Here is a 16,242-nt window from a genome sequence, read left to right on the forward strand (position 1 = left end):
AAGCACGGGAGGATGGGGAAAGATGAGCAAGCAGCAAATCGGCGTCGTGGGACTAGCGGTCATGGGCAAAAACCTGGCCTTGAATATTGAAAGCAAAGGATTCTCGGTCGCGGTATACAATCGTTCGCCCGAGAAGACGAAGGAACTGCTGGAAGAGGCGAAGGGGAAAAACTTCGTCGGCGCTTATAGCGTCGAAGAATTCGTTCAATCGTTGGAGACGCCTCGCAAAATCCTGATCATGGTAAAAGCAGGCAAGCCGACCGACGACACGATCGAGCAGCTGGTGCCATACCTGGATCAAGGCGACATACTGATCGACGGCGGCAATGCCTACTTCCCTGACACGCAGCGCAGAAATAAAGCCTTGCAAGAAAAAGGCTTCCGGTTCATCGGCGCAGGCGTATCCGGCGGGGAAGAAGGCGCGCTGCACGGTCCCGCGATCATGCCGGGCGGCCAAAAAGACGCTTACGCGCTCGTCGAGCCGATCTTGACGGCAATCTCCGCCAAAGTCAACGGGGACCCCTGCTCGACGTATATCGGCGCCGACGGCGCCGGTCACTACGTCAAGATGGTCCATAACGGCATCGAGTACGGCGACATGCAGTTGATCGGCGAAGCTTATCACCTGCTAAAGGACGTGCTCGGCCTCGGCGCCAACGAGCTGCACGAGATTTTCACCGAGTGGAACCAAGGCGAGCTGGACAGCTACCTGATTGAGATCACGGCCGATATTTTCTCCAAGACCGATCCGGAAACGGGCAAGCCGATGGTGGACGTCATCCTCGATTCGGCAGGTCAAAAGGGGACGGGCAAATGGACGAGCCAAAGCGCGCTCGATCTGGGCGTGCCGCTGTCCATCATCACCGAATCCGTCTTCGCCCGCTTCCTGTCGGCGATGAAGGACGAGCGCGCCGTTGCCAGCCGCAAGCTGACCGGACCGGAAGCTTCGAGCTACGACGGCGACCCTAAGGAATTCATCGAAGCCGTGCGCCAGGCGCTGTTCGCCAGCAAGATCGCTTCGTACGCCCAGGGCTTCGCGCAAATGCGCGCCGCTTCGGACGCCTACGGCTGGGATCTGAACTATGGCGGCATCGCGATGATTTTCAGGGGCGGCTGCATTATTCGCGCCGGCTTCCTGCAGAACATCAAGGATGCGTACGACCGCGATCCGGCGCTGCAAAACCTGCTGCTCGACGAGTACTTCGGCGGCGTCGTGCGCGACTATCAAGGCGCATGGCGCAAAGTCGTCGCCGCGGCCGTGACGAGAGGCATACCGGTACCTGCCTTCGCCTCGGCGCTGGCGTACTACGACAGCTACCGTACGGAGCGCTTGCCGGCCAACCTGCTCCAAGCGCAGCGCGATTACTTCGGCGCGCACACGTTCGAGCGGCTCGACCGCGAAGGCAGCTTCCATTACCAATGGATCGGCGGCCAGCAATAATACTAAGCGTTCAACATCTAAAAAGCACGCCGCGAACGCGGCGTGCTTTTTAGCGTACCCTAGCGTGCTTCTTAAAGCCGTAGCATAACGTGCCGATCTCATTCTTAGATACCGACCTCATTCTTCGATACCCTCGACCGACACGCTATATTCGTTCGACTTCGACGTGCCGGCATGCTCCCGGCCGTTCAATGCGAACGTATATCTTGCCGTCAAAAAGCCTTCGACCGATTCCAGCATCGTGTCCTCGGGAACGGTGACGCGGTAGCCGATCCTTTTGCTTTGATCCGGTTCTAGAGCGCCAAGCGCGGCCGAACCGTCCAGCAGTATCGCCGTCGGCGCGCCGTCGACTTGAATGCCGAAGCCCGCGAGCCGGGTGCCGGCAGGCACCAGCCCTTCCAGGAAGACGGATGCCGCGACATTGCCTTTGTTGGTCACCTCCGCACGGTAAACGATATCGTCTCCCGGATAAACCTCAGATGGATCACCCTTTACCCCGACGGCGATAAATGGCGAGACGACGCGGGTAATGACGGTATCGGACACGGCGACCGCACGCACCGCGCGTCCGTCGTTCAGCCGAAAAGCATAAATCAATTGCGCCTGATTCGTATATTCCGGCAGTTGACCGTCACCGCTTGCGAGCGGCGGGACACGCGCTTGAAAGGCGACGACGACCCGGCCGTCGGGGCTGATCGTGCCGAGCGGAACGCCGGTTCCGGGCGATGCGTAAGCGGCCGGGATGCCGGCGACGGTCACGCTGCCTGCGACAAATATTAGCCCCGCCGGCAAAAGATCCTGCAGCGTCGCTTCGATCGCGATGCGCGATGCGTTGTAGGCGACCAGCGTGTACGTAATCGGGTCGCCGGGCGCGGCCTGGTCCGGGCTGGCGGTCATCGTCAGCGTCGCCTCGGGCTTGACGACGACGACGGAAGCCGTGTTCGTGCCGGTCGAATCGATCTCGCCCGACGTCGAATAGAATACCAGCGCGTTTACCTGCAGGACGCTGCCGTCGGGCAGATCGCCGACCTGCCCGGCAAACGTCACGACCGCCGAGCCGCCCGCGGCGATCGTCCCGACCGCGATGCCCGATGCCGGAACAGCACCGGGCGCGCGGACATCGTCGACCGTGACGCTGCCGGCCAGAAAGGTCAAACCCTGCGGCAGCGACACGACGACATTAACGCCGGAGACCGGCCCCGCGCCTTCGTTCATCACGACCAAGTCGTAGTAGACGACGTCTCCCGCGAACGTCTGACTCCATCGCGTGCGGATCGACGCAGACACCTTGATGCCGATGACCTGAACCGTTACTTCGTTAGATTCCGCTTCGCCACGCGAGATTCTGCCCTCAGGCGTGGCGAAAGAGAATTCGGCGCGAGCCCGGTTGGCAATCGTGCGGGATTCGGGAATCGCGATTACGACGAGCTGGAACGAGACGGCCACTCGCCCGCCCGGCGCGAGGCTGCCGAGCGGAATTCCCGAAGGCGGATCCGCACCGGGCAGAGGCACGCCGTCGAGCAACACCGAGTTCGATACGACGGACGTGCCCGCCGGCAACGGATCGTACAGCGCGACGTCTGCGGGCGCATTGCCGTCGTTGGCGACGGCCACGCGGTAGACGATCGTGGACCCCAGCTCGGCTTGCGCGGCGTCAGCCGTCTTGCGGACGGTGATCGCCGGGCCGAACAACGGAATGGAGACGACGTTCGAATAGGCAATGGACGGGTATAGTCCCGACGTGAACCGGACATGCGATTGATTGCGCAAATACGGATCCGGCAGGAGGGGCGTCATATCGTAACGACCCTGACCTGGAACGTAACGGTGACCGTAGCGCCGGCCGCGATCGAGCCGACCGCGATGCCCGTATTCGGGTTGGCTCCGGGCCGCGCGGCGCCGTCGACCGTGACGCTGCCGTCTACGAATACCGTGCCGACGGGGACGGGGTCGACGATCACGACGTTATTCACGGCTTCGATGCCGCTGTTGGACACCAGGATCGTATACGTGATGACGTCGCCTACGATGGCGTCGATGGCGTCCGTGCTCTTCGTCACGACGACGTTCGGCGCGGACACCGGGATGATGAGCGTGTTCGAAACGGCGCTTCCCGTCAGCACGCGTCCGTCAGGCGGCGAATACGTGTAGGTGGCCGTCGCCTGGTTCGACAGCTGCTGCGGCGAAGGGAGCGCATCTACGGTCACTTCGAGCGTGACGGTCACATTGACGCTTCCGCCCGGGGGCACAAGGCCGACGGCTATGCCGCCGGACGGATCCGCGCCTGGCTGCGGCACGCCGTTCACAAGGACGCTGTTCGGCACGAATGCGGTACCGGCAGGAATCGTATCCGTCAACGTCAGATCGGCCGCCAGATTGCCCGTGTTCGTGATGTTGATGCTATAGATGACCGTATCGCCGACGGTCGCGTTCGTCGTACTCGCCGACTTCAGCATGGCGATGATCGGCTGGTAGACCGGCGTGACGACCGTATTGGAGAACGTCGTCGCGGAGAACGCGCCGGACGTAAAGCTGACGGAGGCGCGGTTGCTGAGCGAACTGGGATCCGGCAGCGAGGTGACATTGATCGTATACGCGACGGTCGTGCCGGCGCCCGGCGCGATCGAACCGAGCGCGATGCCGGCCTCCGGATTCGCGTTCGTCCGCGGTATGCCGTCGACGGTCACGCTGCCGGGGACGAAGATCGCGCCGCTCGGCGTCGGATCGTTCAGCAGCACGTTATTGATGGTCACGATGCCATTGTTCTGAATGGCGACCGTATAAACGAGGTTGTCGCCGACGACGGCGTCGGTCGCCGATGCGGACTTCGCCACGCCGACGTTCGGCGCGCTCACCGGCACGACGAGCAGATTCGATACAAACGCACCGCCGAACGTGCGTCCGTCCGGAAGCGTATAGGCATAAGTCGAGGAAGCCTGGTTCGACAGCAGTTGGCCCGGCGGAAGCGTGACGACGACGACGGAGAACGTGACCGTCGCCGTCGTAGCGACGCCGGGTACGAGGATGCCCGCGGAGGGATCGGCGCCTGCGGAAGGCTGCCCGTTGATCAGCACGCTGTTCGGCACGAGCGTCGTGCCTGCGGGAATATTGTCCGTCACCGTCACGTTCGCCGGGTAGTTCCCCGAATTCGATAAAGCGATCGTATAAGAGACGGTGTCGCCGACCGTCGCGTTGGCGGTGCTGGCGGTCTTCGCCGCGGACAGGATCGGGATGTATACAGGCGTCGTGACGGTATTCGAGAAGGTGACGCCTGAAAACACACCGGACGTGAAGGTCACCGTCGATTGATTGGATAGCGTTTGGGACGGCGGCAGCGAAGTGACGGTCACGTTAAACGCCACCGTCGCCGTCGCGCCGGGCGCGATCATCGGTATGCTGATCCCCGTCGCCGGGTTCGCGGCTGGACGAGGGACGCCGTCGACCGTCAGCGAGCCCGGCACGAATGCCGTGGTGGCCGGGAACGGATCGGTGAAAATGACGTTGTTCACGCTGGCGATGCCGTTGTTCGCGATGACTGTCGCGTACGTCACCGTATCGCCGATCGTCGTGGCAGCCGTCGGCGTACTCTTGGATACGGCGACGTTGGGCGCGGATACCGGTATCGTCACCGTATTGGATAAGGCGGACCCCGTTAACGTACGCGTATCGGGCAGCGTAAACGAATAGGCGGCCGTGCCCTGGTTGACGAGCTGCTGCGGCGAAGGGAGCGTGTCGATGACGACGGAAAACGTGACCGTGCGCGTCCCGCCGGCTTCGATCGGTCCGAGGGCGATACCGGTCGACGGATCGGAGCCGGGAATGGGAAAACCGCCGATGATGACGCTGTTCGGCACGAAAACGGTGCCCGCCGGCACATTATCCGTCAAGGTCGTCGTCGCGGGATAGTTGCCCGAATTCGATACCGTCAGCGTATACGTCACCGTATCGCCGACCGTGGCGTTGGCGGTGTTGGCCGCTTTCGATACGGAGATCTCAGGTTGATAGACGGGCGTGGAGACGACATTGGAAAAGGTCGCGGCCGAGAACGCGCCCGAGGTAAAGCCGACGGACGCTTGGTTGGCGATTTGAGCCGGCTCCGGCACCGAGACGACGCTGACGCTGAACACGACCGTCGCCGTTCCGCTCGGCGCGAGCGTGCCTAACTGGATGCCGCCCGACGGCACCGCCAAAGGAGCGGGAACGCCGTTCACGATGACGCTGCCGGGCACGAATGCCGCGCCGGCCGGCACAGGATCCGTCAACAGGACGATCGTGACGGCTTCAATGCCGCTATTAAGCACGGTCACGGTGTAAGTGATCGTGTCTCCGAGCGCCACGGATATCGAAGGCGTCGATTTCGATACGGAGACATTCGGAGCGGACACGGGGAAAGCGACCGTGTTGGACGTCACGTTCTGGGTGATCGTGCGGCCGTCAGGCGGCACGTAGGTAAGCACGGCCGAAGCCGTATTGGACAGTTGCTGAGGCGTCGGCAAAGAGGTGACGACGACGGAGAAGGTGACGACGACGGTCTGTCCTGGCACGACGATGCCGATCGGGATCGGCGAGGTCGGCGTGGCGCCCGGCTGCGGGACGCCGTCGACGATGACGCTGTTGGCCGAGAACGTGGTGCCCGCGGGGATCGTGTCGGTGACGGTCACGCTTGCGCCGAAGTTGCCCGAATTGGTCGCGGTAATGGTATAGACGATCGTATCGCCGACGGTCGCGTTGCTCGTGCTCGCGCTTTTGACGAGCGCGATCTGGGGCTGGTACACGGGAGTGACGGTCGTATTGGAAGCCGACGTGCCCGAAAAGACGCCGGATGTGAATCCGACCGTCGATTGGTTCGTGATCTGAGACGGTATCGCCATCGTGATTATCACCTCGAATGTGACGGTAGCCGAAGCGCCGGGGGCCAAGGCTCCGATTGAAATGCCGGACGACGGATTCGCGGACGGCCTCGCGGCGCCGCCCACGCGCACGCTTCCGGGCACGAACGAGACGTTCGCCGGGAGCGGGTCGCTGAATACGACATTGTTCACCGCCGCGATCCCGTTGTTCGTGACGACGGCGCTGAACGTCAGCGTATCGCCGACGATGCCTGAAGCCGGCGCGACGGCTTTGACCACGCGCACGTCGGGCGCGGAGACCGGAACGGACAGCGTGTTGGAAGCCGCCGAACCCGGTATTTGCCGGCCGTCCGGCAGCGCGTACGTATACGACGCGGACGCTTGATTGTCCAGCCGCTGGGACGGCGGCAGCGAATTGATCGTCACGACGAAACTGACGACGACCGTCTGCCCGGGGCCGACGGCGAGCGGAATGCCCGTGGCGGGACTGACGCCCGGCGTCGGCGTATCCCCGACCAAGACGCTGTTGGTCTGGAACGTAAGAGAAGGCGGCAGCGGATCGGTAATCGTCGTTTGCGCGGCGGCATTGCCGGCGTTGGTCGCCGTCACGAAATAGGTAAACGTATCGCCTACGGTCGTCCGCGTCGCGCTGGCGCTCTTCGTCAGCGTCAGCGAGGCTTGGTAAACGGCGGTGACGGCAGGCGCCGAAGCCGATGTGCCCTGGAACGCGCCGGACGTGAAGCCGACGGTTGCTTGATTGGACAGTTGAGCCGGATTCGGCAGCGAGACGACGGTCGCGCTAAAAACGACGGTGACTGGCGCGCCTGGATTCACCGTCCCGAGCGGCACGCCCGAGGACGGATTGGCGGCGGGCGACGTTACGCCGCCGATCGTCAGGCTGCCCGGCACGAAGGCCGCGCCGGCAGGGACCGAGTCGGTCAAGACCGCATTCGTCACGGGCGTTATGCCGTTGTTGGCAGTGACGATCGTGTAGACGATCGTGTCGCCGACCGCCGCGTTCGCGAAATTCGCCGACTTCGTTACGGTGACGTTCGGCGCTGAGGCGCCGATAGTCAGGGTGTTGGACAACGCCGAGCCGGCCAACGTTCGTCCGCTAGGCAGCTGGTAAGTAAAACCCGCGGCTCCTTGGTCCACGAGCGCCGGCGGAGAAGGAAGCGAGCCGAGCAGCGTCTGGAACGTCACGTTTACGGAACCGCCGATCGCGATCGTGCCGAGCGGAATGCCGGTCAGCGGCGAAGCGGACGGCTGCGTTACGCCGCCGACCGTGACGCTTCCGGGGACGAAGCTTGAGCCGGCCGGGATATTGTCGGTCAGCGTAACCTGGGCGGCCGCGATATTGCCCGAATTCGCGACTTTAAGCGTATAGAGGATGGTGTCTCCGACCGTAGCGTTCGTCCGGTCGGCGCTTTTCGCGAGCGTGACGATCGGTTGGTAGACCGGCGTCGTCGTCGTGTTGGACAGCGATTGGCCGTTGAACGTTCCCAAGCTGTAAGAGACGGTCGACTGGTTGCTCAGCTGCGCCGGACTTGGCAGAGACACGACCTGCGCCTGGAAGGTTATCACGACCTGGGCGCCGGCGGCGACGGTGCCTATAGCGATGCCGCTGGCCGGCGATGCGGAGGGGCGGGATTGCCCGGCGACGGTGACGCTTCCCGCTACGAACGAAGTCCCGGCCGGGAGCGCGTCGCTCAGAATCGCGTTCGAGATCGCTTCGGTGCCGTTGTTCGCGACGACCGACGTATAGGTCAACGTCTCGCCGACGGCGACGTCCGTCAGGCTGACGCTCTTGACGACGCTGACGTTAGGCAGTCTAACGGGGACGGTGACCGCGTTGGACGACGCCGAGCCGGATACGGTGCGCAGGTCCGGCGGCTGGAACGTGTACGTGGCCGTCGCCTGGTTGACGAGTTGAGACTGGGCGGGCAGCGCATTGACGCGCACCTGGAACAGCACCGTTGAGGTAGCGCCGGCCGCGATCGTGCCGATCGCGACCCCCGAGGCCGGATTCGCGCCAGGGACGAGCACGCCGTTCAATCGGAAAGTACCCGCTTCGTACGACGAGCCGGCCGGGATATTGTCGAAAAACGTCGTCGTCGCGCCGATATTGCCTGAATTCGCGATCGCGACTGTGTAAGTGACGAGACTGCCGACGGTGGCGTTTGCCGTGCTCGCAGTCTTGGTCATCGCCAGCACCGGCGAATAGACGGGAATCGTGTACGTATTCGATGGCACGACGCCGGACAGGTTTGGTCCGCCGCCGACGCTCTGGAACGTAAACGCTGCGTTGGCGATGTTGGACAGCTGCTGCGGACTCGGCAACGAAGCGACGCGCGCCTGATAGGTGGCCGTCACCGAGGCACCGAGCGCAATCGATCCCAGGGACACGCCGGTCGTGATATCAAGGGTCGGTCTTGCGACGCCCGCTACGACGACGCTGCCAGCAACGAAGGAGGCGCCGGGGGATAAGGCATCGGTCAGCACGACACTGACCGCATCCGTCGTGCTGGTATTGCCGACGAGCACCGAATACGTCACGACATCGCCGACGATCGCCCCCGTCACGTTCGAGCTCTTGGACACCGTGACCGTTGGCGCTTGGATATCGATCTGAATGGCGACGCCGTTCACGACGTAGGCATCGTCGGACGTCCTCAGGCTGAGTACGGCCGACGTTTGGCCGTTCGTAAGCCGGGCCTCAAGATCCACGTTGGTGATGTCCCAGCCTTGCCGGCCGCCGACGATATTCGAGCCGGGCGCACCGTTGGTCTGGTTGCGCGTGCCGAACGTCCCCGTCGTGTTGAGCTGTCCGAGGTTGTTGTTGATCTGCGAGGCGAAGAAATTCGCGGCAAAATTGTTCGGCCCGGACAAAGCGACAAGCGAAGCGGCGGTCGGTCCGAACAGGACCTGGTCGCCCGTCCGGTTCGCGTCTCCTTCCTGCGCGCTAAATAGCGCTCTGCCGCCGGGCACGCCCGTACTCGGCGTGGCGAAGCCGGTCAACGTCGTATTGACGGGACTTGACGAGGCTTGAACGAAGACGGCGCCCGCCCGAAGAGAAAGATTGCGAAAAGGCAGCGCCGAATTCCGATACACGACGCCAAGCGTCCAGCCCGCATGGTTGGCCGTCGAGTCGCCGTTGACCACGATCGTACCGACGACGCCGCCGGTCGTGTAAGTGCCGGCGCCTCCCGCCTGGACGAGCGAGGTAACGTTGTTCGATCTCACATAAGCGAATGCGCCGTTGCCGAGATCGACGGAATTGCTCGTTGCTGAATCCGGAGAGACGCTGAACGATCCGGTGGGCGTCGTGAAACTGACAGGATCGTTGTTCGACGCGCTGAGATTGACGTTGCCGTTGATGTAACTGCCCGCCCAGATCAGCTCCGCATACAGGACGGTACTCCCGGCAGGCAAGACGAGGATGGCGGCGGAACTGTTGTTCAGATAATTGCTCGTTGTTCCTGTCGGATAGGTACCGAATTGCGAAGCAGAAGTGGTCGTCGTAAAAGCGCCGATGCTGTCCTGCGTGCCCGGCGTGCCCGGCGTATCGGAGCGGCTGAGCCGAGCGTGTTGCCGGTGAACGTAATGGCGCCCGTCGCATTGAAAGTCGCCCGGACGATAAGCGGAATTGGGAACACCTCCTCTCCATCCCGTTAGCGATAACCAAGCACCTTGGCTTGCGCGCATTATTTGAACTATATGAAGAAGGAAGGCGATAAATGATGGTAGCTGCATTTCCAGTTATTCGATTATAATCGAGTAATTATGACAAGTTTTTCAAGGGCTGAGGTGTCTAAATCGAGCCTCGTTCTGCGTACATAGAGGGAGTGGAGCCATGATTCGCAGCTGGGGGATTTTCGCGCTCGTATTTTTATTGATCGGCGTACCCGTATCGTTGACGTTCGGCAAGGAAGCGAACGCGGCCGGGTCGTCGCGCATCGCGGTGATCAGGACATTGAGCGGAGACGTGCAAGTGCAGAAGGCGGGAGGGGCCAAGACGTTCAAGGCGTTCGCGAAGCTGAGCCTGAACCAGGGGGACAAGCTGACGACCGGGAGCGACGGGGCAGCCGAGCTTCAATTCGCCAACGGCACGTCGCAGGACGACCTGCTCAGCGTCGGCGACGATACGACGCTCGCCTTTTCGAAGCTGTCGGACAAAAAAGGAACGGTCACCCGGGTGAGCATGCTGAAGGGGACTGCATGGGTGGACGTGAAGTCGATCAAGAGCAAAGAGGACGACTTCCGCCTGGAGACGCCGACGGCGGTCATGGGCGTGCGCGGGACGGCTTTTTACGCTGCGGTTCATCCCGAATCCGGCGCGACTAAAACAGCTGTGCTGTCGGGCGTCGTTCAATTCGCGAAGACCGGAGGCGCCGACGCGAGAGACAAGACGCTGAACCTGTATCCGACGCAAGAGATTCTGGCGCTGCCTTACGGCGATCCATCCGACGGAGACCAGGTGACGCTCATAAACATCCCCGATCTTGTGCAAGGGATGCCGCCTTCAGTCGTCGCCTCGCTGCTCCGAAGCAAGTCCAAGATCGACGATGAAAATCGGGAGATGTCGGCCCGGTTCGCGCAGGACAAGCTGCCGTCGTCGCTAGGCGCTACCGCCGAGGATCTCGCCCGGTTCATGCAGAACGCGCTCGATCTGACTGGCGTCTTCGCCAAGCAGGCGATCGAGCAAAAGAAGCTCGATCTCTCGCAGATCAAGCAGATCGAGCGGGAAAAAGGGACGGCGTTCAATCTGGATAAGTCCGATCTTCAGCTGACGGAAGCGGACAAACAGAAGCAGGAAAGCGTCAAGCAGCGAGAAGCCGAAGCCGTCAAGAAGCTGGCCGAGGAGGCTGCTGCCAAGCTGAAGACGCTTCAGGATCGACTCGCGGATCAACTGCCGGCGATCGAGCAAGCGAAGCAGGAGCGGCTGTCCGCGAACAAGAAAGCGGCGGCGGAGGCGGAGGCGAAGGCCGAGGCCGCACTGCTGTCGCAAATGACTGAATCGCAGAAGCGGCAATTCCTGACGGACAAGACGGCGAATCAAGCGTCGTCCGCCGTGCCGGCGGCAACGCCGGCACCGACGCTGTCTTCCGAGTCGAGGCTTGCTTCATTGGAGATATCCGGTGCGGCGTTGAGCCCGGCCTTTTCGCAAAATCGATTGAGCTACGCGGTTGTCGTTAACGCCAGCGTAGCCAGCGTAGAGATTCGCCCTGTCGCGATGGATTCGGCAGCCTCGATCACGGTAAACGGGGAAACGCCGTCAGGCGGAGGACGATCGGTAGCGCTGGACTATGGGGCGAATACCGTCGACGTTCAGGTGGTGTCCCCGGACCGATCGCTTGCGCGCCATTATAGCGTCATGATCACGAGGGAGCTCCTCGACGTTGCTGACATTGCCGTTGGACCGGCTCATCTGCAAGTCGACTTCGGAAGCGCCGGCCTGTCCGCGCCGATCAGCGTGCCCGGCGATATCGCTTCGGTGGACCTGACGCTGAACGCGGCGGAGGCTCCCGTTATCCTGGTCAACGGTGCCGCCGTCCCCGCATTGCCCGAGACGACGAGTTCGGCGAATGTCTCCTGGCGCTTCAGTTTGCCGATGCAGACCGGCTCCAACGCGATAGCCATTACGGCTAAGGCGGGCGGGAAAAGCAAAACGTACACGCTTTACGCCAACCGTCAGTCTCAAAATAGCGGCCTTTCAAGCGTGACCGTAAAAAGCGCCGACGGCCAGCGCGACTTCAGCGCATTCCCCGGGCAGGACGGTAAATTCAGAACGACCATTCCCGCCGCGATGACGGAGGGGCTGCTCGTCTTCTGGCCCGCTGACAGCCGGTCTAAGGTGGAAATCAACGGAAACTCGTACGGCTTCGGTCAGTCCGCGCCGATCTCGCTGGCATCCGATATCGTCGAGATCGCGCTGACGGTCCGGTCGGAGAGCGGCACGGCTTCCGATTACATCCTCGCGCTGGACCGCTTTCCGGTCGGAAGCGGCGTGGACGCGACGCTCGCCGGCGTCAAGTTGATGAACGGCAGCCAGCAGACGGGTCAGGCGGCGCCGGATTCCAATCTGCGTTTGTCTTTGAACGTTCCCGTTACGCGGACCAGCGTCGAGTTTCAGCCGACGTTCCCGGAAGGCGAGCGGTATTGGCGGTATATCAAGGTGCGGCTTGCAGGCACGGTTCAAGATTTTTATCCCGACCTGCAGACGAGCAATTATACGATTCCGTTAAATGCGACCGGGGACACAACTATCGAGATCGTCATCCAATCCGCGGATAAGAGCGTAACGAATACGTATACGTGGATCGTAAGGAAGACGATCATGGCCGATTCCGCTCATTTTGACGCGCTCGCGGGCCAGGCATTGACCGGGCAGCTTGAAGGGAGCGATCCTGCGGGCTTGCCGCTCACCTACGCGTTGGTCCCGGGAAGCGGTCCCGCGTTCGGTTCGCTGACGCTGAATCCGGACGGATCGTTCCAGTATGAAGCGGCAGCCGACGCGCTGGGCGCCGTAACCTTCGACTATACCGTCTCAGACGGCACGGACATTTCCGCGCCCGCCACCGTGACGATATTCGTCAAGCTCCCGTCGCCGACGCTGGCCGGATTGGAGATATGGAACCTAGCGACGAACGGTACGTCCGTCGACCCTTATTATTTGGGCGAATCTACGCAAGCGTCCGACACGTTCGTCTATGCGAAGTATCTAGACGTCATGCCGAACGACATCACCCTAACGTATCACTTCGATAATTCCGTGAATGCGGCGAGCTTGACGTTTAGCGACAGGCAGGGGAGCGCCCGCAACGTCGACATGATTGCCGCCGCGGGCACTGCAGCTTTGACGAATCTCAAGTATGGCGAAAATCAGATTCGTATCGTTTACGCGCGAGATAACGGGGACGGAACGACGACGAGCTATACGCTTCAATTCATGTTGTATATCAACAGCTTGTCTCTGTATACGCCGAACGGGGTCGCCAACGGAGCGACGGTCCCGATGTTCACGGCAGGGATGAAGGCTTACACGGCGTCCGTACCGGCAGCCACCGACCAGATCAGGCTGCAGCTCCAAGCCGCCGATCCGTACAGCACGCTCCAGGTGGAATCGAACGGGGCACCGATCGCCGATGACGGCAGCGGCTACCTTGTCGGCCTGTCCGACGGCTGGAACCGGATTGCCGTTCGCCTGAACCGCTTGGATCTCGGCGCGGTCATCGATGTCTATACGATCGACGTCTATCAGGGAGACGACGTGGCGGACGGCTACTCGCTCAGCTTGTCGGGGAAGGCGATTCCGAGCGACACGGCGATCGCGTTTGCGCCGGATGCCTCCCGAACTACGCTGTTGCTGGGCCAGGCTCCTGCCGGATCGACCGAAGTCATGCTGACGCCGGTCGCCGATCTTTCCGACACGTATATCGGCGGCGTGTACTTGGTGAAAAACGGCGGCTGGGAATGGGTGAACGCCACCGCGCAAGGATCGGGGATTTACCGCATTCCGCTTGAAAGCGGAAATGCCCGCGCTTACGTACTGGTCAACAAATACGGCAGGCCGCCACTCGTTTATGAGTTGGTCATTGCGCCGTAAACGGATTTAATCCGGAAACGACTTGAAGCCGCTGCCTCCTTTTAATAGGAGGAGCGGCTTTTGTCGTAGCATCCATTCGCGAACGAGCGAGCCTGGACGTCGACCGACGTTTTTATGCGCCTGTACGAACGAACGTCTCGATTCGGGCTTTAATTGAATCTCGAACCGTGCGGAACTGCTCCAGGATTTGCTCCTCGGTGCCCGTCGCCTTGGCCGGATCGTCGAAGCCCCAGTGCCATTTGACGACGTTGTCGTTCGCGATAACGGGACAATGTTCGTCCGCGTGACCGCACAACGTGATTACGTAGGTCGCCCGGTTCAGCAGCTTCTGATCGATGACGTCGGACTGGTTCCCGCCGATGTCGATGCCGTCTTCCTTCATGATCCGGACGGCGCGCGGATTAAGGCCATGCGCTTCAAGGCCGGCGCTTTTGACTTCGTAGCGGTCGTCGCCCAGCGCCTTCAGATAGCCGTCGGCGATCTGGCTTCGGCAGGAATTGCCGGTGCAAAGGAAGTAGACGAGCGGTTTGTCGTTCATTTTCAAGACTCCTTTACAATATAATTGCGAATCGCTATCCGACGAGGTTGAGCCAAAGATAAAGCCCCGCAAGCGTGATGAACAAGACGGGAACGGTAAGCACGATGCCGGTCTTGAAATAGGCGCCCCAGGTGATTTTGACGCCCTTGCCGGACAGCACGTGAAGCCAGAGCAGCGTAGCGAGCGATCCGATCGGCGTGATCTTCGGGCCGAGATCCGAGCCGATGACGTTGGCGTAGATGAGCGCTTCGCGGACGATGCCGCTCGAATGCGCTTCTTGAATGGCGAGCGCATTGATCATGACCGTCGGCAAGTTATTCATGACGGAAGAAAGGAGGGCGGAGATAAAGCCGGCGCCGACCGCGGCCACGAACAAGCCTTGTTCGCTGACCCACGTGAATACGTCGCCCAGTTCGTCGGTCAAGCCGACGTTGCGTAGGCCGTACACGACGACGTACATGCCGACGGAGAAAAAGACGATGGCCCATGGCGCTTCCTTGACGAGCTTGCCAGTATGAACCGCCCGGCTCTGCCTGGACATAAGGAGGAAGAGAACGGCCGCGGCGCCGGCGATGGCCGATACGGGCACGGCGATGTACTCGCTGAGCAAGTAAACGATGAGAAGGACGGCCAGGACGACCCAGGAAACTTTGAACATTTTCAGGTCCTTGATGGCTTCCGCAGGCTGTCTCGCCTGGGTCCAATCGTACGCTTTCGGAATTCCTCTTCTATAGTACAAATAGAGAACCAGCAAGCTGGCGCCGACGGAGATCAGGGCAGGCACGATCATTCGCCCCGCGTATTCCGCGAACCCGATGCCGAAAAAATCCGAGGACACGATGTTCACCAAATTGCTAATGACAAGCGGCAGAGAAGCCGTATCGGAAATAAAGCCGCTAGCCATGACGAAGGGCAAAATCATGCGTTCATCGAACTTGAGCGCCCTTACCATGGCAAGGACGATCGGCGTCAGGATGAGCGCGGCTCCGTCGTTCGCGAAAAAGAAGGAGACCGCGGCGCCCAGCAAAACGACGTACACGAACATGAGGTTGCCGTTGCCTCTGGCCGCCCGGGCCACATGGAGCGCGGCCCATTCGAAAAACCCGATCTCGTCCAGCACGAGCGAGATGAGGATGATCGCGACGAAAGTCAGCGTCGCGTTCCAAACGATTCGAGTCACGTCGCCAACGTCGGCGAAGTCGACGACGCCGCAAGCTAGGGCGATCAGCGCGCCGCCGCAGGCGGACCAGCCGATGCCGAGCCCCCTCGGCTGCCAAATCACGAACACGAGCGTAATTAAAAAAACGATAGAAGCGAGCGCCAGCATAAATCCTCCTCGATTATGTACAAACTTGCGGTGTCGCGGCGTCGATTTGCCTTTGCATGGAAGGCAATTGCTCGATTACCGGCTTTAAATAAGGCTTGTCTTCCACGTCAAGCGCATAATAAATCCATTGGCTTTTGCGCGTCTCGCGGACCAGGCCGCCGCTTTTCAATTTTCTCAAATGCTGGCTTACGTTAGGCTGCGTGGTGGCGAGAATCCCGACGATATCGCAGACGCACATCTCTTTATGCTTGAGCAAAGCGAGAATGGTAAGCCGGCTTTTATCCGAGAGCAGCTTTAACGTATCTGATATTTCCTCGATAGACGGCATGGCGATTCCTCCTTTCCGACGATCGTTCATGCGCCGCGCATTCGTAGTCATTATATATTCGGTCAATTATATAAGTAAATGATTATATTGAAATCGAGTTCGCTGGATATCAGCCACGGACAAGCGATATCCGACGACGTCCGTTCGAATTT

Annotated in this window: 7 protein-coding genes; 2 read left to right on the forward strand and 5 right to left on the reverse strand. The window is 61.2% G+C overall.

The features are described from left to right. Window positions 1-22: 22 nt before the first annotated feature. Entirely contained in the window at window positions 23-1,441 is a 1,419-nt protein-coding gene (gene gndA, locus BM235_RS19760; RefSeq protein WP_090115947.1) for an NADP-dependent phosphogluconate dehydrogenase, read from the forward strand. A gap of 117 nt (window positions 1,442-1,558) precedes the next feature. Here the strand turns inward: gndA and BM235_RS19765 are convergent, their stop codons facing one another. Continuing rightward, window positions 1,559-3,238, reverse strand: coding sequence for a COG1361 family protein (locus BM235_RS19765; protein ID WP_090115948.1), 1,680 nt, complete (start codon window positions 3,236-3,238; stop codon window positions 1,559-1,561). After that, a complete protein-coding gene (locus BM235_RS19770; RefSeq protein ID WP_255374485.1) occupies window positions 3,235-9,996 on the reverse strand; it encodes a DUF7507 domain-containing protein in 6,762 nt (2,253 codons plus the stop codon). The genes BM235_RS19765 and BM235_RS19770 overlap by 4 nt, the downstream gene beginning before the upstream one ends. 148 nt (window positions 9,997-10,144) lie before the next feature. Between BM235_RS19770 and BM235_RS19775 the strand changes: the two genes are divergently transcribed. Continuing rightward, window positions 10,145-13,897, forward strand: a complete 3,753-nt coding sequence (locus BM235_RS19775) for a cadherin-like beta sandwich domain-containing protein (RefSeq protein WP_090115949.1) — start codon at window positions 10,145-10,147, stop codon at window positions 13,895-13,897. A 112-nt stretch (window positions 13,898-14,009) separates the two neighbouring features. Here the strand turns inward: BM235_RS19775 and arsC are convergent, their stop codons facing one another. Genes arsC through BM235_RS19790 form a run of 3 tightly spaced genes read right to left on the reverse strand, consistent with a single transcriptional unit; the run spans window position 14,010 to window position 16,090 of the window. Further along, on the reverse strand, window positions 14,010-14,435 hold the full coding sequence (arsC, locus tag BM235_RS19780) for an arsenate reductase (thioredoxin) (protein ID WP_090115950.1): 426 nt from the start codon (window positions 14,433-14,435) through the stop codon (window positions 14,010-14,012). Window positions 14,436-14,469: 34 nt separating this feature from the next. Continuing rightward, window positions 14,470-15,762: an arsenic transporter gene (locus BM235_RS19785; RefSeq protein WP_090115951.1), complete on the reverse strand. Its 1,293-nt coding sequence runs from the start codon at window positions 15,760-15,762 to the stop codon at window positions 14,470-14,472. Window positions 15,763-15,775: 13 nt separating this feature from the next. After that, complete coding sequence (locus tag BM235_RS19790) at window positions 15,776-16,090, reverse strand: ArsR/SmtB family transcription factor (RefSeq protein ID WP_090115952.1); 315 nt, start codon at window positions 16,088-16,090, stop codon at window positions 15,776-15,778. Between the last annotated feature and the right edge of the window lie 152 nt (window positions 16,091-16,242).

The organism is Cohnella sp. OV330 (genome assembly GCF_900112065.1).
GTDB lineage: Bacteria > Bacillota > Bacilli > Paenibacillales > Paenibacillaceae > Cohnella.